The organism is Parafrankia colletiae, from assembly GCF_001854655.1.
GTDB classification, from domain to species: Bacteria; Actinomycetota; Actinomycetes; order Frankiales; family Frankiaceae; genus Parafrankia; species Parafrankia colletiae.
The window spans coordinates 24,968-46,746 of sequence record NZ_MBLM01000058.1 but is presented as its reverse complement, the minus strand read 5'-3'; the positions used below and the strand labels follow the sequence as shown (position 1 = coordinate 46,746).

The 21,779-nt window shown below is 71.5% G+C and carries 15 protein-coding genes and 1 pseudogene; 4 read left to right on the top strand and 12 right to left on the bottom strand.

All coding sequences use genetic code 11. The features are described from left to right. Positions 1-75 precede the first annotated feature (75 nt). The 3 genes from CC117_RS08270 (at position 76) to CC117_RS37335 (ending at position 4,405) form a co-directional block, all read left to right on the top strand. Positions 76-969, top strand: a complete 894-nt coding sequence (locus CC117_RS08270) for a universal stress protein (protein ID WP_071083165.1) — start codon at positions 76-78, stop codon at positions 967-969. Between the two features lie 317 nt (positions 970-1,286). Then, positions 1,287-4,241, top strand: coding sequence for a GAP1-N2 domain-containing protein (locus CC117_RS08265; protein WP_071083164.1), 2,955 nt, complete (start codon positions 1,287-1,289; stop codon positions 4,239-4,241). After that, positions 4,238-4,405 carry a hypothetical protein gene (locus CC117_RS37335; protein ID WP_157905377.1) on the top strand — a complete coding sequence of 56 codons (168 nt, stop codon included), beginning with the start codon at positions 4,238-4,240 and terminating at the stop codon, positions 4,403-4,405. The genes CC117_RS08265 and CC117_RS37335 overlap by 4 nt, the downstream gene beginning before the upstream one ends. 57 nt (positions 4,406-4,462) lie before the next feature. Here the strand turns inward: CC117_RS37335 and CC117_RS08260 are convergent, their stop codons facing one another. The 5 genes from CC117_RS08260 to CC117_RS08240 all read right to left on the bottom strand — a co-directional run bounded on the left by CC117_RS08260 (position 4,463) and on the right by CC117_RS08240 (position 12,871). Beyond that, positions 4,463-6,418 (bottom strand): recombinase family protein, encoded by a 1,956-nt coding sequence (locus CC117_RS08260; protein ID WP_071083163.1) that lies wholly within the window; start codon positions 6,416-6,418, stop codon positions 4,463-4,465. A 285-nt stretch (positions 6,419-6,703) separates the two neighbouring features. Next, complete coding sequence (gene nfi / locus CC117_RS08255) at positions 6,704-7,378, bottom strand: deoxyribonuclease V (RefSeq protein WP_071083162.1); 675 nt, start codon at positions 7,376-7,378, stop codon at positions 6,704-6,706. 53 nt (positions 7,379-7,431) lie between these two features. Then, complete coding sequence (locus CC117_RS08250; protein ID WP_071083161.1) at positions 7,432-7,755, bottom strand: toxin-antitoxin system YwqK family antitoxin; 324 nt, start codon at positions 7,753-7,755, stop codon at positions 7,432-7,434. A gap of 23 nt (positions 7,756-7,778) precedes the next feature. Continuing rightward, a complete protein-coding gene (locus tag CC117_RS08245) occupies positions 7,779-9,698 on the bottom strand; it encodes a YwqJ-related putative deaminase (protein WP_071083160.1) in 1,920 nt (639 codons plus the stop codon). Next, the gene (locus CC117_RS08240; RefSeq protein ID WP_071083159.1) at positions 9,695-12,871 is read right to left on the bottom strand and encodes an ATP-binding protein; all 3,177 of its coding nucleotides are present in this window, start codon (positions 12,869-12,871) and stop codon (positions 9,695-9,697) included. Before CC117_RS08240 ends, CC117_RS08245 begins: the two co-directional genes overlap by 4 nt. A 276-nt stretch (positions 12,872-13,147) precedes the next feature. Between CC117_RS08240 and CC117_RS40880 the strand changes: the two are divergent. Beyond that, a pseudogene (locus CC117_RS40880) lies at positions 13,148-13,368 on the top strand (IS1634 family transposase); the annotation flags it as partial. Positions 13,369-13,376: 8 nt separating this feature from the next. Here the strand turns inward: CC117_RS40880 and CC117_RS08235 are convergent. From CC117_RS08235 to nirD, 7 genes are all read right to left on the bottom strand, one after another. Then, complete coding sequence (locus CC117_RS08235; RefSeq protein WP_071083158.1) at positions 13,377-15,794, bottom strand: phosphoketolase family protein; 2,418 nt, start codon at positions 15,792-15,794, stop codon at positions 13,377-13,379. After that, positions 15,791-16,147, bottom strand: a complete 357-nt coding sequence (locus CC117_RS08230) for a helicase associated domain-containing protein (protein WP_071083157.1) — start codon at positions 16,145-16,147, stop codon at positions 15,791-15,793. The genes CC117_RS08235 and CC117_RS08230 overlap by 4 nt, the downstream gene beginning before the upstream one ends. 64 nt (positions 16,148-16,211) lie before the next feature. Beyond that, a complete protein-coding gene (locus CC117_RS08225; protein ID WP_071083156.1) occupies positions 16,212-16,736 on the bottom strand; it encodes a flavodoxin family protein in 525 nt (174 codons plus the stop codon). 196 nt (positions 16,737-16,932) lie between these two features. Next, positions 16,933-17,823, bottom strand: a complete 891-nt coding sequence (locus CC117_RS08220; RefSeq protein WP_071083155.1) for a universal stress protein — start codon at positions 17,821-17,823, stop codon at positions 16,933-16,935. A gap of 341 nt (positions 17,824-18,164) precedes the next feature. Next, complete coding sequence (locus CC117_RS08210) at positions 18,165-20,234, bottom strand: NAD-binding protein (RefSeq protein ID WP_071083153.1); 2,070 nt, start codon at positions 20,232-20,234, stop codon at positions 18,165-18,167. Positions 20,235-20,297: 63 nt separating this feature from the next. Further along, positions 20,298-21,452, bottom strand: coding sequence for a uroporphyrinogen-III synthase (locus CC117_RS08205; protein ID WP_071083152.1), 1,155 nt, complete (start codon positions 21,450-21,452; stop codon positions 20,298-20,300). Next, complete coding sequence (gene nirD, locus CC117_RS08200) at positions 21,449-21,772, bottom strand: nitrite reductase small subunit NirD (RefSeq protein ID WP_071083151.1); 324 nt, start codon at positions 21,770-21,772, stop codon at positions 21,449-21,451. Before nirD ends, CC117_RS08205 begins: the two co-directional genes overlap by 4 nt. Positions 21,773-21,779: the final 7 nt, after the last annotated feature.

Here is a 21,779-nt window from a genome sequence, read left to right as displayed (position 1 = left end):
GCCGACCGGCGCCGCCGCCGTCCGGAACACCCGCTCGCCCAGAACATGCGCTTCCGCAGCTAAGGAGAGAGTGCGATGACCGGAATCGTGGTCGGAGTGGACGGGTCGGCCGACGCCGAGGAGGCGCTGCGGTGGGCGATGGCGCAGGCGCGCAGGCAGGACTGCCCGCTCACGGTGATACTCGCCTGGGATCCGAAGCACTGCCCGCCCGCCGTGTCCGCGACGACCGCGACGGCTGACGCGGAGAAGGCGGGCGCCGGGACGGCGGGCGAACACGAGACCGAGGCCGCGGCCTACCACCTGATGCAGACCGCGATCGGCCGCGCAGCCAGGCTCTCCCAGCCCACCGCGATGGTCGAGAAGGTGGAGCGCCGGGACGCGGCCGAGGCGCTGCTCGACGCCTCGGCCGAGGCGGAGATGCTGGTCCTGGGCCTACACGGGGCCAACCGGAAGCACCGTCTGTTCGCCGGTTCGGTCACCGACATCTGCCTGCACAGGGCGCGACCGACAGTGGTCGTCGTGCGGTCCGGCCACCTCCGGCCGACGGGTCCGGTGGTCGTCGGTGTGGACGGCTCCGCGGCCTCGGTCGCGGCGCTGCGGGTGGCTGCGTCGCAGGCCAGGTCGCGTGAGACCAGCCTGCGTGTGGTGCACTCCTGGCTCCCGGTGGCCCCGCTCTACCCGGGGGCGTACGCCGGGCTGGACCTCCCGACCCTGAAGAACGCTGCGCGGGCACTGCTGGACGACTGCGTCGCGCAGGCACAGGAGGAGAACACCGACCTTCGGGTCGAGCGGGTGCTGGTCGAGGACGCGGCGGCGCCCGGCCTGCTCCGGATGTCCACCGACGCGAGCCTGCTCGTCGTCGGCGCCCGCGGCCACGGCGGGTTCGCCGAGCTGCTCCTCGGCTCCGTCAGCCACCAGTGCGTGCACCACGCCGGCTGCCCGGTCGCCGTCGTCCGGGCAGCCGACTAGCCCGAGTTTCCATACTTGCGGGCAACTTGGGTGTCTCGCATCACCGACCACGACTGGCCGATCGACCAGGTCATTCACCTGCGTGCTCGCCCTGTCGGTGGCCCACCTGATGCGCCGCGAGGCCGACCGTGCGGGCCTGCGCCTGTCCGTGCCGGCACTGCTGCGCGAGCTCGCCCGGGCCAGCCAGCCCGCCCGGCGGAGAGGGCGATCGGGCGGACCTCCGCGATCCACATGGCTGAAACTGCTGCGCCCCAGGGCATTGGGGTCTGCGATGCTGGGCACGGAGGCCAGCCACGGGGTACGGAGGCGGAAGTCCGGTGACCATCCACCAGCTTCATCGCACGTCGGCGGCGGCGTCGGGCCGGCCTGGCTGGCGTGTCACGGCGTACACACCGGGGCTCGGCGACGCGGTACGCCAGCAGATCGTCGGTCTCCTCACCTCCGAGCTCGCCGTGGACGCGCGCCGAACCGGGCCACGGCGGCGCAGCGGCGGGCCTGGGTCCAGGTCCGGAGCCGGAGCCGGGCCGGGGGCCGCACAGGTTGCCTGGATCTCCACCGGGCAGCGAGAGGCCGGTCTGAGCCTGAGCTACTCACTGTTGGAAGGCGGGGCCGCGGTGATCTGCCGAACCGTCGGCACCGGCGTCGACTTCGCCGACCGCCCCGGGAACGTCTTTCAACATGCGCTGCTGCTCACCGAGCCGGACCGTGATCTCGGCGGTCTGCTTCCCGCCGACCTGTGGTGGTGGCCGGGCTGGGCCGACCAGCCATCCGACGGCGAGCTTCCCGCTGTCGAGCGTCTCGTGGTCGACTCGCAGCTGGCCTGGCAGGAGGCGGTCGCCCGGGCGCACGAGCTGTACGGCGACGGCCGGCTGGCTGCCCTGCTGGCGAGTATGCGCAGGGCGGCGCGCAGCGGCGGGGCTGTGYGGATAGTGCTGGTGGAGCAGGGCCCGRCAGCCACGGTGCGAACGATCCGGCTGGTCACCGGCTCGCTGCCGCGGGCGTCGGCCCTGGCAGTGACCTTCAGCGTCCCTGTGGGGCACCCGGAGCAGTCCCGCCACGTTCTGGTGGGTGTGCCGGTGGGTGCTGACCTCGATCCTGCGGCCGTCCCGTTCGGCGTCCGGTTCGAGACCCACCGTCTGCATGGCGGGGCCGGCGTCAGCGCCGGCGCTGCGCCGACGGGCGCCGGCGCTCCCGCCGCGACCGACGGCGCCCAGGCGGATGAGTACCAGGTGGACGTGTCCTGGGGGGAGACGGCCGCGCGAGTGTGGGCCGCCGGGAGAATCGATGTGCTGGCGGCGACCGGCGCGTCGTTCGCCGGCGCCGACGCCGCGGAGCACCTCGCCGCCGTGGCTGCCAACGCCGGCGTACCGCCGGCTCAACCGCCCGGCGATCTGACGCCCGGCAGCGCACAGCCCGAGGCCCCAGGCCCGGCGCAGGCACCGCCACCGGCAGGTGCCGGGGCCTGGGGAGGGGCGAAGGGAGGAGCCGCGGCGAAGGCTCCGCGGCCCCGCCCATCGAAGCGCTTACCAGCAGGTGTGCTGGCTGCGTGGATGTCCCGTGTCCGGTCCGCGGGATCGCTGATCGGCGGGTACGCACGCGGTGTGTCGCTGTTCGGTGCCGGCGCGGCGATCGCGTTCGGTCAGCTCGGCGCACGGTTGCTCGTGCTGCCGGCACGCACGCTGGCAGCGGGGCCGCCGGTGCTGCGCCCGGCCGGCGACGAGGCCGCCTACCCCGGGTACTTCACGCCGGCCGGCCAGGCGCTCGTCGACCTCGGCGCCATCAGGGACGCCCTGGCCGACTCGCTCCGCACCGCCAGGCCGGCCTTCACCGCGGYCGTCCCGGCCCGCTGGCCCGGCCCGTTCCTGGGGCGAACCGCCTCGGCGCGGCGTTGCTGGACGATGTGGAGGGCGGGGACGGCGACCGGCGTCACAGTCGCCGGGGGGCTCGCCCAGGCGGCGTTCGCCGTGCACACAGCGCTCGTCGTCACCACGATCGCGGCGCTGCGGTTCGCGGGCGCGGCGCTGCGGGCCGCGGAAGCGGCGCGTTGGCTGCTGCGCGAGGCACGCCCGGCAAGGCCGACCCTGGCAACGTTCCGTCGCCTCGGCGAGCTGGGGGTCGACTGCCCGTACCCGGACTGCGCCCGCCCGCTGGGCCGGCCGTTCTACGAGTGCCCCAACACGGACTGCGACCGCCGGCACGACGACCTGCGGCCGGGTCGCGGCGGCCTGCTGTACCGGGTGTGCGCCTGCGGGACGCGGCTGCGGACCTGGGCGCCGGGCCGGCGCGGCCGGCTCGCCAGCTACTGCGGCTCGTGCTCCGGCCGGCTGCCCGACGGGGTCGGGCACCTGCCGATCGTCCACATCGCGCTGATCGGCCCGCCGGCATCAGGCAAGACGACCCTGCTGGTCGCCGTCCTGGCCGGCCTGCAGGAACTCGCCTACCAGCGCGATCTCACGGTATCCTTCGCGTTCCGGCCGGACGAGGAGTGGTACCGGGGCAGCCTGCAGGTGCTCGCGGACGGCGGGTGGCTGGAGTCGACAGTCACCCCGAACCCCCGGGCGTTCGTCGTCACCGTCGGCATCCCCCGCGGGCCCCGGCGCATCCTGTTCTTCTTCGACCCGGACGGGGACCTCTACACCGACCAGGAGACGCTGCGCACCACGCACCGTTACCTGGAGCGGACCCACAACGCCCTGCTCGTCGTCGACCCGTCGGCACAGCCGGCGCTGCTCAGCCGGCTCACCCCCAGACAGCGGGAGGCAGCCTACGAGGCGGCCCACCCGGCCGCCGAGCCGACCTACGACACGATGCGGCGGCTGATCCGGGTTCTGCACGCGGACCGGACGCTGCCACGGCGGGGTGGCCGCCTCGCCCTGCGGCTCGCCGTGGTGGTCAGCAAGACCGACTGGCTGCGCGGGCTCCCACCGGTCCTGCGCCTTCCCGACCTCACCCCGGAGCAACAGGACGGCCTCGTGCGCTACTGGCTCACCCAGCCCGCACGCCTGCCGGAGCTCGGCCTGCAACCGTCGACGGAGTTCACCGAGACGCGCTACTGGGCGCTGAGCGCCGCGGACTGCATACGCGGTCGAGGCGGAACCGTGGACCCGGGCGAACGCATCGCCGCGGCCGAACCGGTGCTGTGGATGCTGGGCGCGAGCGGACGCAGGTTCCGGCGCCTGATCGTCCGGCAGCAGAAGGCACGGCAGGCCAGCAGACACCCCGTGCCCCACGCCGCGACGCACCGGGCGCACTACGCGGGCCTCGAACGATGAGGACGCCCCGCCGGGCGGCGCAGGCCTCCCACCCGGCCGGCGAGCCCCCGATACCGGCGCATGTGCGCCGGCAGCGCCGCGTGCTGCTGGGGCTCTATGTCATGGCGGTTCTCATCCTGATCGCGGCCCCCTGCGGCCTGGTGGGCCTCGTCATCCTTCGTTGAGGGGTTCTTCGTCTCGGGGTCCGCTGGTGAGGTTCCGTCGGGCGGCTGCGGGTTGGGCTATCCCCCGGTCTTCCGGGGGGTCTTGCGCAGGGCAACGGTGGCCAGCGGATGCTGGCAGAGCCCCGGGTCGCAGTCACCCAGCACCGGCTGCCGGAAGTGGACCTTGTTGAGGATGATGAACGCGGTCTCCGGCAGGGTCTCGACCTCGACCGGCTCCACCGCCGGCTCGAACACCCGACTCGTGGCCGAGGAGGTTCCTTTCTCCGCCGACCCCGACCTGCCACGCGAGCGTGACCACTGGACGGTCCGCGCCGTGCCCCGCGACCCGTTCCTGCTGCGGTTGAAGACCGGCAGACGTTCGCCTCGCCGCACCCCGACCTGGATGCTCCAGCCGTGCTGGCTGTCCGTCGAGGTGCTGGTGGCGGTTCCTTTCGTCTCGTCGCGGCTCCAGCCGAGGGACTCGCTGGTGCTCTGGGTCTCCTGGCTGAGCACGAAGCGGTACTCGGAACCGACCAGCTCCACCGCGGCCTGCGCCTCGAGGGCGTTGTGGGTACGCATCAGCAGCGTGACGCTGCCCGCCGTGTTCAGCATCCGCTGCGCGTCCTCGCGCGCCGGCACATGCTGATGCAGGAACATCGTCCGGACCCGGGCGTTGCGGGCGTGCTGGCTGAACTCGTCGAGCACGTCCCGGCCCAGCCGGTCGACCCCGGCGACGACGATCAGGTCATCGCTGCGGTGTGGCGCACCCTGGCGCAGATCCTCCATGAAGCGGTACAGCAGGATGCGCGCCGAGGCACCCTGATCATTGTTGTAGATGGGCGCGGCGAGCACCGTCAGGCCAGGGCGCCACAGCCCGCTACCCGGCCGCGCGACGGCCTCGTCGGCGTCATCGTGCGTCCTGCTGTCTGCCGCTGTTCCCCCCGGCGCCGCACCCTCGGGCGCCGCGCGGTCCGCAGGCCGCCGATCGTCGTTGCCCGCCAGCATCTCGAAGGTGTCGACGAGGTAGGTCAGCTCGGTGCTCTCCTGCGGCGTGCGGCCGAACTCGTGGCTCGCCTGCATGAGCTCCCGCTGCTCCCGCAGGCTCAGCACACCACCGGCCTGGCCGCTTCCGGCGCTCGTCTCACTGAGCCGTTGCAGCAGCCGCACGCCCGCGGCAAGCCGGCGGAACGTCCAGGGCGGGTCGATGAGGCGGGCGACGGTCCGCACGATCGCCTCATCGCGCCGACGGATCTCGGCGGCGCCACTGCGACCCGGCAGCACGGCGAACGCATCGGCGATCACCCGACCCACAGCCTCCGGGCTGAGCTCGTGGAACAGGTCGACCAGGCTGAGGTCCGTCGGGAACCGGCCGCACGGCACCCGCTGCCCCGTGCTGTCCACCAGCTGGACCAGATCCTCGGCGACCTCGTGACTGGTGAGGTCGAGCACGACCACGCTGCGGTCGGGGCGCATCAACGAACCGGCGGTCGTCGCGATCATCGCCGCCCAGCCGTCCCACGTGCCGCAGACGACATCCACCCGGGTCGCGTCGGGAGGTCCCTGTACCGGGCGCCACTCGTCCCGGGATTCCGCCGCGGCGGAGCTGCCCTGCCGCTGCTGGTCGTGCGCGTCCATCCACGCGCCTTCCCGCTCACGTCCGACAGCTTCGCGCCAGCGCGCGTACATCGACGTCAGCCCACCGCCCGCAACGGCCACACCGGCCGTGGCCAGCGCCGGGAGAGCCAGCGACGCCCCGGTCGCCACACCGAGGACGCCCAGTGCGCCCCCCAGGACGACGCCGCCGACCGCGCAGGCCTTGGCCGTAGCGCCCAGGGCCGCCGCGTTGGCCGCGCCCCCGAAGTGCTCGGGCGGCAGCACCGGCAGGCTGAGCGGGTCTGGCACCGGCCGCTCCGCGGGTACGAACTGCCAGCCCCACTGGAACCTGTCCACCCCCTGCGCCAGCAGCCGCCGCGCCAGCTCACGCCGCCGCATCTCCGCGAGTTCGCCGGCCTTGTCAGGCACGAGCGCCGTCACGTGCCACCTCCGATGGCAGGAATAATTCCAGTCCGCATCGTAAGTACCATCGATATTCCAGTCGACGCAAGTGAAAACATCCCGACAATTGTCTTCCGTACAGCCACAGCTCGATCAATCCGTGAACCGCTTCCCCGCCCCCACAAAATATTGACGGCGAGCAATCTGCTTTCCTTGTCAAGGAGGAGCATGACTGCCCCGTTCCAGAAAGAGACGTCGCAGGCCCTGGTGCTGACAGCCGCTTCGGCGGCACCATCCGCATGGCGCCCCGGCAAGCGGGGCCGATCAGGCCGCGAGGCGGGCTTCGGCGAGTGCCGTCCGGCTGAGCTGGTCAGCAGAACGGGTCGTCTCCGGCAGCCGGTAGCGGGGGCACAGCTCCAGCACCCACCGGCAGGCGGAGTCGAGGTTGGTCCGGTGGCCGACCGAGATGTATACCTCGCGGACTCCGTCGCGGGTACGCAGCGCTGCTCCTACCGGCTCGCCCTCGAGAATGATCGCTGTCCGCTCGCCCCGACGCTGCCCGGGTGATGAATGCTCGCCGACGAACTGGGTCTTCGCCACGCCGATCGTCGGCAGGTCCACGGTGACGCCGAGATGGCAGGCCAGCCCGAACCGTCGGGGGTGGGCGATGCCATGCCCGTCGCACACCAGCAGATCAGGTGGTGTCGTCAACCGGGAGAGAACTGCCTCCCACGCGTCGAGCAGTGGCGGCAGCTCCCGGAACGACAGCAGGCCGGGAATGTAGGGAAACGACGCCCGGCCCACCGCCGTGGCTGACGCGATCACTTCCCAGCCGGGCGCGGCGAGGACGACGACCGCGCCCGCGACCAGATCCGAGTCGGTGTCGTACGCGACGTCAAGGCCAGCCACCGTCGTGACCAGATCCGGTCCGGGCGTGTCCGCCTGGACGAGTCGACGCAGCTCGTCCTGCAGTGCCTCGGCATCCTCGGCCTCTCCCACCGCCGCCCCTCACTTGTTGAAGTTCAACCCGCGCCCCCAGGCGGCACCGCGGGTCAGCTCAGTTCGGTTCCGTCCTCGGCCCATCGTTTCCTGCGGAGCACTTTTGCGTGGTCGTACTGCGTCTCGGATTCCATCTGGCCGTTCGAAAACCAGGAACGACCGATGCCGTGCCGGCCGCCGTCGACGTTCCAGTACTCGGACCTGACCGAACCATCCGGGTAGAACGTGCGCTCCRGCCCCCTCAGCCGGCCGTTTTCGTAGGTTGCGACCTTGCGGGGCTGGCCGTCGGGATAGTAATCGGTCACCTCCCCGGTGAAGAATTCCCCTTCGTGAGTGACGAAGAGGTCGTCTGTGTAGTCGATGTCGTCAATGTGCACTGAACGAACGGGATCTGGTCCAGTCATTCATCTTCCCTTTTCCACTGGTCGGTCGGAATCATGCCGGGGATGGACTCCACGCCTTCTAGGATAGCAGTGCAGTTCGGACAGCAGGGGGCGGTCTTGTCGGGCGGCCGATAAGGAAAACGATTGTCCACGAGTATCTCGCCGAGTGATTCAGAGGTCACCTGATATCCCATGGCCTCCCGGTCGTACAGGGCCCGACTGGTATTGAGGACCTCGGCGTGGGTGCCCGGGATATCGAAGTGCGGGAAGCCCCCCCTATCGCCATTGCGATACTGGTAGGCCTCGGGATTCGCTGCCGCCTCGGCCACCAGATTGTTGAGACGTTCCTGGAGAATCGGATGAAGGTCGGTCGGAATCTCCTTCTCCTGGTTGACGGCCTCGTACACGCGACCGGTACGGGTGTCGAGGAGTACGGAGGTGACCGGTGCCACCTCGGACTTCRCTACGGTCCCGTCCCGACGCGCCTTCAGATATCCCTCGGTACGTTCGTCGGCGAGCCCGCTGACATAGTCACGGGCGGACCTCCCGTCGACCGATTCGATAAATCCTTTCTCGCCTCGCCGTATGTCAGCCTCGTCCAGCCTAGGAAGTGGCTCTATCGCGCTGAGCGGGGACTCGGGCCACGGCGAACCGTCCGGCTTGGTTGACACGGCGTCAGGATCGATAGGCCCGTCGTTCGCTTCTCGCTGTTCGCCGGGCGTCTGGATACCATCGGCCACGGCACCGTCGGCCTGGGCGGGCAGCGGCTCGGCAGGGGAAAGGTCGTTCCGTTCCGGCCTCGAGACGGCGGTGTCGATTTCCGCTGCCGTCTGATCCGGGCCTTCACGAGTGGATGTGTTTTCCTCCTGGTCTACCTGCCCTAGTGGTCCCAGCTCAAGCCTGTCCGATTCGCTGGCCGACTCGGTTTCGGGCTCGAGCTGTGCGGACGTGCTCTCGGGGGTTGCGGGTGGTTCCACCGACTCGGCGCTGGTCGCCGGTTCAGGCACGATCTGTGCAGCGCGCTCCTCCGGAACCTCCAGCGGGACGACGTCGGACGCCTCATCGACGGTGGGCGAATCGAAAATCCCCCCTTCCCCGGTGGCATGGGTTGTCTCCTCGGCTRCACGCGGGTCGGAAGTCTCCGGCACCGACGAGGGCTCGTCCGCCTGGGGCAGGTCGGGAATCTCGGTTTCCCTCGGTGCGGGTGCGGTCTCGGCTATGTCGGTGGCCTGCGGCACCGACTCGCCGTCGTACCCCCCATCGTCGGACACGGCCTCCGGCGTTGTCTCGTCCGGTATCGGCTGGGTGGGGATGTCGGGCGTCGTTTCAGTCGGTGCTTCAGCTGGTGTTGCGGCGGGTCCATCGGACAGTGTTGCCTCGCGCAGCGGGGCAACACTGGCATCGTCCTCGGGCGTCGATCCGTCCCCGAACCCGCCGTCACCAGTGGGGCCGCCATCGCCGGTGGGGGGATCTGCGACCATCGGGCCATCCGCCACGAGGTCGTCCGGGCTCTCGAGAAACGCACGTGCCTCACCGGCGATCGACTCGGCCAGCGCTTCGGAGTCGCTCATACCGACCGAGCCGTCGTCCTGACTGCCGATGGACTCGTCATGGGCCTCGTTCGCCGATGTCTCGGTGTCGGCCGCGGCTGCCTCACCGCCGTGCGCCCCGGGGGCCGGTGCCTCGGTGAATCCGGGCTGTGCGTCGGTGGTGCCCGTGTCGGCCTCGACGGCCGGGGACTCGGTGTCCTCCGGCGGAAGGCTCAGCGCACGGGAATCCGCGGCGAGCAGGTCGGCGAGCGCCTGCGAATCGCTCTCCTCCGGCCCGAAGGACTCCTCGGCGGCGCCGAGATCGCCCTCCGAGCCAGCCCACCCTTCCGCGGCGATGTCCGCCGATTCACCGAGACCGGCCAGGTCACCGACGCTGTCGCCGCTCATGTCAGTGCCCCTGCCCGCGGGCCCTTCGGTCCGCGTCCAACCGGCGGTTCCTCGAAGAGCCGGACGATCGTGTCGAGCTTGCCGACGCAGGCGCGGGCGAAGGCTCGGCGCAGATGAAGCCCGCCGGCGGCGCCGGTCACCTCGACCTGCGCCGCCGTGAGCCCGCTCGCGTCGGGATCGCCGATCGCCACCCGGTGGCTGCCGGTGGCATGCGCCGGATGCTCCCTGAAGGCGCGCATCTGATCCACGACGTCCGCACCGTCGAGGATCAGCCCGCGCCGAGCCCACTGCTCGGTGTGTGGATGCGGCTGCCGCGCAGCGCCGGGCCCGCGCCGTGTGACCGCGGCCTCCAGCCTGCCTCTCACGTCGTGCCACCGGTACACGCCGGCCTGAAAGCGCAGGTGGTCCTCGGTGGGCGGCGGCCGCAGGCCCAGCCGGGCGGTGAGCTCGGCCAGGATGTGGTCGGCGAGGTCCGCGGGGTCGAGCCAGCGGCGCAGCAGCGGGCGGCGGGCGTCGACCGCCCGTTCGACCGCATGGGCCAACGCGCAGTCGCGCTGGCGCGGCGGCAGCCGGAGCAGCCAGTCCGACAGCGCCGGGGCCGGGTCGACGGGGTGCACCCCCGCGACCGTCGCGGCGACGACCGCCTCCACCCACAGGACGAGCAGCGGGGACGTCGAATCGTGCCGGGCCTCGTTCATCGCGCGCAGTGTGCAGGGGGCGGTCCGGCAGTCCGGCGGGCACAGGTCGCTGCGCGCGGCCCGCAACGGTGGCAGGTGGCTCGCCCGTTCGGTGGACTCGTACCGCTCCCCGTGGCGCATCTGGATCAGCAAAGGCCGGTCCATGCCGTCCAGCGCGACCGCCGCCTGACCTGGCGGCAGCGCGACCACGTGCTCGGACTGTTCCTCACGCAGGTTCATGGTCGCCCCGACGCTGGCCCGGTCGTCGGCCGCGGGCAGTCGGTGCATCACCTTCAGCGCCGTGTTCTTCAGGACGTCCGGAATGATCTTCGATGGGATCTGCTCGACGACGACGACGCCCTCGCCGTAGGCGCGGATCTCGGCGAGCAGGCCGGCGAAGAGCTCGACCGCGTTGCCGGCCGGGCCGTCGGCGTCCCGGCGCAGCAGCCGGTGCGCCTCCTCGATCACCAGGACGTGCCGGAGCCGGTCGTCGCCGGGCTCCGGCGGGTTCGTCCGCAGATGCTCGACGATCCGGATCAGGACCACGCCCATGAGGAACGCCTTGTCCTGGTCGCTGGTGACCCGGTCCAGCTCCAGCACGACGTTGCCGCGCAGCAGCGCGCCGACGTCCAGCGGATGCCCGCCCTCGAAGAACCGGCCCGGGGTGCCTTCGCGTAGTCCACGCAGGCGCACGTCGACCAGGCCGCGGACGTTGTCGCGGACCTCCTGGCCGTAGCCGATGTCGTCGACGACCCGCTGCGCGACGATGCGCAGCTCACCGAGGGTCGGGTAGCTGGTGCGGACGTCGCGGGGCTCCTCGTCGACGAACAGCTTCGGGCGCCGCGCGGGGCGTGGCTCGCCGGTGACCATGTCCCAGCCGGCGTTCGCGTAGACCTCGGCGAGGGCGATCGAGAGGATCTGCGGCACCGGGTTGTCGGCGTTGAACGCGGCCAGGAACAGCTCGCGGACCAGGTCGGCGTGGCTCTGGAGCGGGTAGCCGGGCTCGGGTTCGAGCGGGTTCAGGCAGCCGGGCGGGTCGTCCGGCACCCCGGGGCGCAGGACGGTCACCGTGTCGTCGGGGCGGGTCCGGCCGGCCATGCGCGCGTACTCGGCCTTCGCCGGCTCGATGACCAGCCACGGCACCCGGTCGTCGGGGTGCTCCGGAGCGGACAGCTCGGTCAGCAGCGTGCGGGCGGTCTGGGACTTGCCCGAGCCCGTCGCGCCGCAGAGGAAGGCGTGCCGGTTCAGCGTCGGGCGGGTCACGACGAACGCGCCGGCGTCGGCGTAGGCCGGGTCGAGCACCGTGCCGATCGGGAAACCGTCGTCGTCGGTGCGGTCGCGGGTGACGTCGAACCGGTGCGGCGTGAGCAGGCGGACGCCGGGCAGCTCACGGGCCGGCGGCCGGGCGAGCGCGGCCAGCAGCTCGCTGGAAGCGGCGAACGGTGCCGTGGGGACGAAGATGTCCGCGAGCTCGAACGGGTCCGGCGGGCCGGGCTGCCAGCCGGCCTGCCGGCCTGCCGGCGTGGCGGGCGGCGGCCCGGCGGCGAGCTCGGCCAGGCTGCCGAGACGGTCCGACGGCACCAGGGTGTATGGCAGACCGCCGAGCTCCGCGGCCCCGCACAACAGCGACGCGGCGGCCCCCGCACCCGCGGGCGTATCGGACCCGACCAGCAACCGGACGTCCCACATTCCCGCACCGCCGTAGCGGGCGAGCTCGCGATAGCGGGCCTCGGCGCGTTCCAGCTCGGCCCACCGGGAGCCCCGCGCCGCCTCGCGCAGCATGGGAATACCGATCTCGAGCCGGTCCTTGTCGGCCTGGACCAGGCCGGCAGGGCGCGGCTGCGCGAGCACCATCCAGACGAACGGGTGCGCGAGATGCGCGGCATGATCGTCGAAGGAACCGCGGCGATGCTGCCAGACCTCCTCGTTCGGCAGCGACCAGAGGGCGTCGGGTGCCCCCAGGCAGGGCAGCCACACCGGGAACTCGGCGAGCAGCCGGTCGACCTCGCTGCCGGGGGCCTCGACGCCGCTCGCGCCCGGCGGGAAGAGCAGCCCGCGGGTGCCGTCCGGCCGGGCCGGGCCGGGCGCCGCCCCCGGAAAGAACGGCCGGCCCCCCAGCAGAAAGACGAACCGCTCCTGACAGGACCTGGGGGCCTCACCCGTCCGCATTGCCGTCTGCGCAGGTAGGCGTAACCAGGCGGCGAAAAACAGCGGACTGCGCGCCCCTGGCATCCCGGCAATGGCGCCGAGGTCGTCAAAGCCGCCGGGGTCATCGGGGCCGGCGAGGCCGTCGATGACGTCGGCCCCCGGCGTGGTCAGGCTTTGGAACGTGGCGTGCATGGAGGTCACCGCGGCGAAAAGCTGCGCGGGGGCCGGATCGCGAACCTGCGGATCCTCCGGCGGCCGAGGTACGGAAACGAGGCGGTAGGCCCGAATCCCGTCCAGAGCGCCCCCGGCACGCTCCCCCGGCCGGCCCGGAATCAGCTGGCCGGACATGCCAGGCCAACGTCCCTACAGTGGCGCGACCAGCGCACATGGATAACGACCACGATGCCCCCGCAATCCGGCCTTCGCGCCCGAAGCGCCGCTGTGACGCCTCACCCGCATCCTTACCCTGGCAAACACGGGAAACAACGGCCAAAGCGACCAGGGAGTTCCGCAACGTGACAACGGAAGATCATACAGATCTCGATCACGACCTGCCGTACTAGCCCGAGTTTCCTGACTGGCTGGCAACGTGGACCGCGCCGGGTCGCCCGCGCGCTGCGCGCCGAGCTGACCGGCGACACCCCCGCCACCCTGCGCCTGACCTGGACCCACGACGAGACCGCGCAGGCCACCCTGAAAGAAGAGATCTTCGGAAAGCGGATCCTGGTCACCGACCACTACTGGCCGATCGACCAGGTCGTCGATGCCTACCGATCCCAGGAGGACCTCGAGGCCGGGTCCGCCAGGCCAAGGACCCGCACGTCGTCTCCTTCTCCCCGATCCACCCGGCGGGTCAGGTGTCGCCGCCCGACCAGGTCCACTCCCGGATCTCGGGCAGGTCCTCGAAGTGCTCGGTGACGTAGGCGTGGTGGCGGGTCAGCTGGTCCTGGCAGTGGCTGACCAGGCGGTCCGTGCCGGGACGGGTCGTCCGGGCGAACTCCACGGCGAGCTGGGCCAGGTGGTAGCGGCTCAGGCCGTTGCGGACGACCATGTCGAACGGGGTCGTCGTCGTGCCCTGCTCGGTGAACCCGCGGACGTGGAACCGCTGCGGGTTCGCCCGGCCGTGCAGCAACTGGTGGACAGCCCGGCTGTAGCCGTGGAAGCCGACGACGACGTCGGTCGAGTCGGTGAACAGTGCCCGGAACATCGGGGTGGAGAACCCGTGCGGATGCAGATCCGAACGCAGCAGAGCCATCAGGTCCATGACGTTGACGACCCGGACGGCCAGGCTGGGCACGTACCGGCGGAGCAGGTCCGCGGCCGCGAGGATCTCCAGTGTCGGCACGTCACCGATCCCGGCGAGGACCACGTCCGGCTCACGGTCGAGATCGGTCTCGGTGCCGGCCCAGTCCCAGACCGACCCGCCGCGGGCGGCGTGCTCGTCGGCCTCGTCCGCGGTCAGGTACTGCAGGTGCCGCTGCTTGTCGGCGACGATCAGGTTGACGTGGTCGCGGCTGCGCAGGCAGTGGTCGGCGACCGAGAGCAGGCTGTTCGCGTCCGGTGGCAGCCAGATCCGGGCGACCCCGGGTGAGAGCGGCACGACCGTGTCGATGAGCCCCGGTCCCTGGTGGGAGAAGCCGTTGTGGTCGTTGCGCCAGCAGGTGCTGGTGAGCAGGACGTTCAGGCTGGGAACGGGGGCGCGCCACTCCAGCCGGCTCGCCTCCTGGAGCCACTTGGTGTGCTGGATGACCATCGACGCCGACACCATCGCGAACGCCTCATAGGTGGCGAACAGGCCGTGCCGGCCGGTGAGGGTGTAGCCCTCCAGCCAGCCCTCGCACAGGTGCTCGGAGAGGACCTCCATCGCCCGGCCGTCCGGGCTGACCCGGTCGTCGCGCGGGTCGGCCGGCGCGACCAGGCAGCGGTCGGTGACGTCCAGGATCGCCCCGAGCCGGTTGCTCGCCAGCTCGTCCGGGCTGAAGACCCGGAAGGTGGTCGGATTGTCCCGGTAGACGTCGGCCAGCAGTTCGCCCAGCGGCCGGGTCGTCTCGTGGACGAGGCTGCCGCGCCGGGCCGGGTCGACCTCCAGCGCGTGGGCCCGCCAGTCACGCAGCCGCAGCGGCTCGGTGCGCACGCCGCCGTTGGCGTAGCTGGTGGCGCCGAGGCGCGCCGAGCCCTCCGGGGCGAGGGCGGCCAGCTCGGCGACAAGTCGTCCGTCGGCGTCGAACAGCCGCTCCGGCCCATAGGAGCGAAGCCAGGTCTCGAGCTGGGCGAGGTGCTCGGGGTTGTCCCGCACCCCCGCCAGCGGTACCTGGTGCGCGCGGAACGTGCCCTCGACGAGGACGCCGTCCACCTCGTGCGGGCCGGTCCAGCCCTTGGGTGTCCGCAGCACGATCATCGGCCAGATCGGCGCCTCGGTGACGGTGCGGTTCGGCTGCCGGGCCGTCCGCTGGATGTCGCGGATGCGGGTGTGCGCGGTGGTCAGCGCGGCGTCGAAGGCGCGGTGCACCTCACGGACATCGTCGCCCTCGACCCAGAGGACGTCGTACCCGTGGCCGGCGAACAGGTGGTTCAGCCGCTCGCGGGGAAGGCGGCCGAGCACCGTCGGGTTGGCGATCTTGTACTCGTTGAGGTTGAGGATCGGCAGCACCGCGCCGTCCCTGGCCGGGTTGAGGAAGTCGACGCCCTTCCAGCTGCCCTCCAGCGGGCCGGTCTCGGCCTCACCGTCGCCGACCACCGCGGCGACCAGCAGATCGGGGTGGTCGAACGCGGCACCGAAGGCGTGGACGAGCGCGTAGCCGAGCTCGCCGCCCTCGTGGATCGAGCCCGGCGTCGGGACGCTGACATGGCTGGGGATACCGCCCGGGGTCGAGAACTGCCGCACCAGCCGGGTCAGCCCGGCGACGTCCCTCGACACGCCCGGATAGATCTCCGAGTAGGTGCCCTCCAGGTAGGTGTTGGCGACCAGCGCCGGCCCGCCGTGCCCGGGGCCGGCGACATAGAGCACGTCCTGACCGGTCCGGCGGACCAGCCGGTTCAGGTGGGCGTAGACCAGGTTCAGCGCCGGCGACGTCCCCCAGTGCCCGAGCAGCCGCGGCTTGATGTCGTCGCGGCACAGCGGCCGGCGCAACAGCGGGTTGTCCATCAGGTAGATCTGCGCCGCGGTCAGGTAGTTCGCCGCGTTCCAGTAGTCGATCAGCCTGCCCAGCTCGGTCTCGTTCAGAGCGGACTCGTCGAGCTCGCGGCCTGACAGCGGCCCTGGGAATTTCATATGCCGTTCTCTCCGGTGCGGTGCCAACGGTCCCGAACCGGTTCCCACTGCCAGCCGGGGACACCTTCAAGCGCGGCACGCCGTTCGTCGGAGAGCTCACCCTCCAGGTGGGCGATGCGCTCGCCGGCGACCCAGGCGGCCAGTGGGAAGCCGTCCGCGTCCAGGTGGCCGTCGGGGACAAGGGTGTCGCCCTGAGCGTGGGCGTAGGCCCGCAGAGCGGCAAGCCCCTGGGAGAAACGCTCGTCGTCGGCCTGCTGCTGCGCGGCGGAGCGCCGTTCGACCCCCCGCTCGAGCCGCTCGAGCCGCTCGGCCCGCGGCCTCGCGCCGGCGGCCGTGTTCTGCTGATCGGTCACGGTACTGATCGYCTTCCGTTCGGATTCCTCAGGAGCAGGCACCGCCCGCGGTCACTTCCCAGCGCTACACCGTGGCCTGGCTCAGCGATCGCCCCAGCTGCGCGCCCCACTCCTCGGCCCRCTGCGCCTCGCCATCGACCAGTGGTCCCTCCGTCCCGGTGACGTAGAAGCTCGGGCCCCGCTCGGCGTGCTGGAAACCGCGTTTCCGCAAAGCTCTGAAGATTGCCTTCGAGGCGGTGCCCGGCTGGAAGCGCATCTTCACCGAGGTGTCGAACGACACGACRCGCAGATCGGCCCGGGGGGCAGCCAGCTCGATCCACTCCCGAACTCCGACACCCGGCTCCTCGCCCGCGGTGGCACCCTTCTCGACAGCCTGGCGCCGGGACTGTTGCCTCGGCATCGAGAAACCATGGGTGGGTGCGCCGACCACCAGGAGCTCCAGATCGACGGGAATCCCGGCCGCCGCCTGGTCGGGACCGACAACGGCGACGGATTCAGCACCAACCGCATGGGCGATGCCCGCAGCGACGGAACGGGCAATCGTGAGGGTGTTTCCGAAACAGGATTCGGTGACAATCAGAACGGCCATCGCGGCGCCTACCTGTTCGTTGTTCTCCGTACCGGATGGGCAGTCCGGCCCTTCTATTCTCACACCTCGTTTCCCGACCGTGGGAGACCGTAGTTCCCGGCGTTTCGTGACTTTGGTCCCGGCTCTCGGGGCGCGGATATTGTGCCGGTACACCGGCGTTCCCGACCGGATCCGTCCGGCATCGCCGTGCGGGCAGTCATGTCGCGGCGACGACGCGGCCCTCGCTGGGCACGACGGTCACCGGGCAGCGTGCGTGCAGGATGCTCTGGTGGCTCACCGAGCCGAGCAGCAGTTCGGCGAAGCCGCCCCGACCGCGATGACCGACGACGAGGAGCTGCGCGTTCTCGGCCTCACGCAGCAGGACCGGGCTGGGAGCCTCCGGCGTGACGACCGTGTCGACGACGATCCCGCCCGCCCCGGCCAGGCCCTTCGCCACGATCTCCTCCATGGCCTCCTGGGCTCGGCGGAGCAGGCTCGACTGCCCGGCGAGGAGCAGCTCCGGGTACAGCACCTCCGTATGCCCCAGCGCGTGGACGACCCGCAGCGGCGCCCGGCGAAGGGTGGCGGCCTCGGCGGCCCAGCGCAGCGCGCCGACCGAGTTGCCCGAACCGTCGACACCGACGACGACCGGGCGCGGAGTCGGGTGCTCCTCGGTCGTTCCCCGGACGACGACGACCGGAATCCGCGCGTGGTTGACCACCCCCTGGGCGACCGAACCCGCCACCGCACGGTGGATCGGACCGTGACCGTGCGACCCGACGACGACCATCTCGGCGCCGGCCGAGCTGTTCTCCAGCGCAGCCACCGGCGAGGCGTCGACGACGAGCCGGGTCATCTCCGCCCCTGACAGGCCTGCGCGGCCGATGGCCCGGTCCAGCGCGTTGGACGCCGCGGTCTCGAGGTCGGTGTGGTCCGCCGGGTCGGTCTGGAGGGCTCGGCGGTACACCTCCCGCTGCAGCCCGTCCCCGCCCCACGCCAGCAGCGCGGTGACGGCGCACTCGCGCAGGCGCGCCTCCCGTAACGCCCACCGCAGCGCGTCATCGGAACCTTTCGAACCATCCACGCCGACGAGAATCACGCCACTCATGTCCTACCACCCGTCTCCGCCGACGACCAGGAGCCGCCAGTCCGCATTCCGCATTCTGCTCATTCGAATGTCCCACCGTGGACGGAGCGGATCACCCGCCTTTTGTTCGGCCGCACCCGGTCCATTGCCCCCGGGCAGTCAGGACCATCGTCCCGGGAATCCCTTGGAGCAGGCCCGCACCTTCTTCGACAGGCCAGGGCCGCACCGTTCGACGAGCTCGTCGCGGTCGGCGGCGTCCACCCGGCCCTGGGCCCGGTCCGGCAGGTACAGGGTTCGGGCCCCGGTCAGATGCGGCCACCTGGCCCACGAACACGAAGCGGCCACTCACCCGCTACTGCACTTCACCTGGCTGTGGCGTCCGGCGGGCGGAAGTCTCCCGAGGCTGGCTGGTTGCGGCGGACCAGGTCGATGATCCGGGTCACGGGCCCGGTCACGAGCAGTTCGTCACCGGGCCGCAGCCGGGTGTGCCGGCTCAACCGGTGCTCCAGCTCGCCGTTCTCCCCTCCGACCGCGAGCACCCGTATACCGGTCGCCAGCTCCGCCAGCGTCGGGCCGGCCAGAGCACTGCCCTGGTGGACGGTCATCATCGCGACCAGGAACGGCGTGCGCTTGACGTAGAAGGTGGTGATCACGCGGTAGCCGAGAGCGGCGCCGACGAAGTAGGGCGTCGCCAGGGCGGACGCGCTGCGGGCAGTGTGGACGTCGAACAGGCGCTCCACCTCGTCCGCCATCGTCGCACCGGACGTCCGYAGCACCACCCGTAGCCGGGCGTTCTCTTCGCGGGCGGATCCGCACGTTTCTCTGACGGGCACAGTCTGTGCGGACCGTGCCGTGTTCCTGCCCCGTCCGGCTGGTGCTCCTCGCCGGCCGCGGGCGAGGAGCTGCTCCTCATGGGCCTCCCGGGCGGAGAGCACCGCCTCCAGGTTCGCCGCACCGTCACTGCTCAGCGCCGCGATCGCCGCCGCGCGGGGCATGCCGGCCTCCAGCAGTGTCGACCGAACAGCCGCGTCCCCGATGACAACGGGAACGCGCAGCTCGCGGGCCACCGGCAGATACGGGTTTGTCTGGTCGCGTTCGATCACCACGACCTGCCGGCCGGCGAGTAGCAGCCCCTCCATGGTCGCCACGCCGACCGACCCGAGCCCACAGAGCACGACGTGGCGGTCGATCGCCCCGATCCTTCCGCGGCCCAGCGCACGCTCCAGCCGCCGACTGATGATCACATTGGTGATGAAGGCGTAGACGACCGCGATCGACAGCGCCCCGGCCAGCATCAACGCAATCCCGAACACCTGGAGCCAGCCGTCCGCGGCACCGAAGTTGAAGTCGCCGTAGCCGACCGTCACCATCGTCTCGACCGTCAGGTACAAGGCGTCCAGGGGAGAGAAGCTGGCAGGAGCGTCAGGGTTGTGACCCTCGTAGGCCAACGACAGGACCACCGTACTGACGCCCATGATCATGAAAACGGCAGCCAGCGCCCAGCGGAACGGACGGTCGAACTCGCTGCGGATCATCGCGCTGATCTCACTCAACCRCATCACGGGACGATGCCGAGCCGCGTGCAGCTCCAGCTGAGACCGCAGCGCACTGCTCCGTCTGCGGCCCGGTGCCGTGGTCGCGTCGTGGCGCCGCCCACCCGTGGGCGCCTCCTCCGCACGGCCGTCTCCGACGCCGTCGGCCGCGTAGCCCACAAGTGTCGCGAACAACCGCGCGTCGTCCAGGCCCGCCACCGTGATGTCGCGGGCACCGTACTCGAACGTCCGACCGAGGACGGTCAGCCGGTCACCAGGGCGCAGGGGTACATCCCGGGGCGGACAGATCTCAACGAGCCGTTCCCCGCCCCGGTGCAGCGAGATCGGGGTCAGGTCGCCATAGATATCCCGGAAGATGCCAGGCCGCTCCACCCGTTCGTCGACGACCGTGAAGATCTCACCGTCGGTCAGCCCGTCCGCGCCGGAATGGTCGACGGCGAAGGCATGCACAACGTCCGAGCGGACACATGCCATGACGAAGCCCGGGCCGGCCAGCTCCGCCCGGTTGAGCACCCGGGCCTGTGGGAGCGCCGCGGCGAGCTGATCGCCGAGCTGCGCGTTGTCGATACTCAGAACGAGCCCGACCGTCGGCGCGATCTCCGCGGTCACCATTGCCGTCTGGAGGTTGGCGAGGTCGGACTCGTGGCAGGCCACGACCGCCAGCGCGGCGTCGATGCCGGCTTCCCGCAGCGCCTCCGCCGTCTGCGGGCTCTCCACCACCAGGCGGGCCGCCCATCGTTCGAGCTGGCGTCCTCTGGTGGGCGCGTGTCGGTCGTCGACGACGACCACGGCGACGCCGGATGCGATCAGCTGTTCGGTGATCCGCAGGCCCAGCCCACTCAGTCCGCACACGATGACGTGGCCGGTCGCAGCTGCCATGTCTCCCCTTCGTCCGCAATCCAGTACATCCGACCTGGACGGACAGCTGGGAGCAAGGAACGGTCAGTAGCGCCAGTCGTCGGTGGAGGCGTCGGCGCCGCGCTCCGGCTCGAAGGCGAGCCGGTAGCCGCGTTTGGCCACGGTCTGGATGAGGCGGGGGTCGCCGAGCGCGGAGCGCAGCCGGCCGACGGCCACCTCGACCGCGTGTTCGTCACCACCACCGGGCGGGAGCAGCTCACGGCGGGTGACGACATGCCCGGGCCGGCCGGCGAGGCGGCGCAGCAGGGCCATGCTCGTCCGGCTGAGCGGGACGAACCGGCCGTCGACGACGGCGGCCTGGCCGCGGATGTCGAGCCAGTGGTCGGCGACGGGCAGCAACCGTCCACGACGGCGCGGGATCTGCTCGACGATCTCGCGCACCAGCGCGCCGAGCCGGGCCCGCGGCGGCTGGATGACGGGGATGTCCCGTTCCAGCAGCGGGCCGGCGGTCACCGGCCCGACGCAGCTCGCCACCACCGGGCCGAGCAGCGCCTCGTGCACCGCCTCGCCGAGGCCCTGGTCGTCCGCGGCGCGCAGGAAACTGACCGCGGCGGGGGCGCTGGTGAACGCGACCGTGTCCAGCTCGGCTGTCGCGACCGCGTCGATCACCCGTCGCAGCGGTGTGGTGTCCTCGGGTGCGATCCACCGGTACACGGGGACCTCGATGACGTCCGCACCGGCGAGCCGCAGTGTCTCGACCAGGTCGGGGAGCGGTTCGCCGTGCTGCTGTACCGCGATGCGGGTGCCGTCGAGGTCGTGCCGCTCGATCAGGTGCTCCAGCACCTCGTTGGACGACTCCGACTCCGGTGACCAGGCCTCGCGCAGCCCGGTCGCGCGGATCGCGCCGCGTGCCTTCGGGCCGCGGGCCAGCAGGGTCGCCGCGCCGATCGCCTTGGTCAGCGGATCCAGCAGGTCCCAGGCGTCGGCGGCCTCCATCCAGCCGCGGAAGCCGATGCCGGTGGTGGCGACGACGACGTCCAGCGGCGCGGTCAGGCAGCGCTCGGTCGCCTGCCGCAGCTCGGTGTCGTCCGCCAGCGGGACGATCCGGATCGCCGGGCCGTACAGCACCTTCGCCCCGCGGCGTTCGAGCGCGGCACCGAACTCCTCCCGCCGCCGGGCCGCGGTGATCCCGACGGTGTACCCGGCCAGGGGCTCGACGTCGAGGGAACCGCCAGTCACGCCACCTTCACCTCCACCATCCCCGTGCGGGCGCGCACCTCGTAGACGGGTACGGAGACGCCGTGGTCGTCCAGACACTCTCCCGTACGCAGATCGAAGGTCTGCTTGTGCAGGGGAGACGCTACCGTCAGGTGCTCCGCCCGGCTCCCGACGATGCCCCGGGCCAGCACGCAGGCGCCGGTGAACGGGTCCTGGTTGCCGAGCGCGAAGAGCTGCCCGTCATGGCAGCGGAACAGGGCGAGCTGCAGATCACCGACGAGTGCCGCGACGCCGCGTTCCGGTAGCAGGTCGTCATAGCGGCACACCGTGGTCCAGGTCATCGCTGCG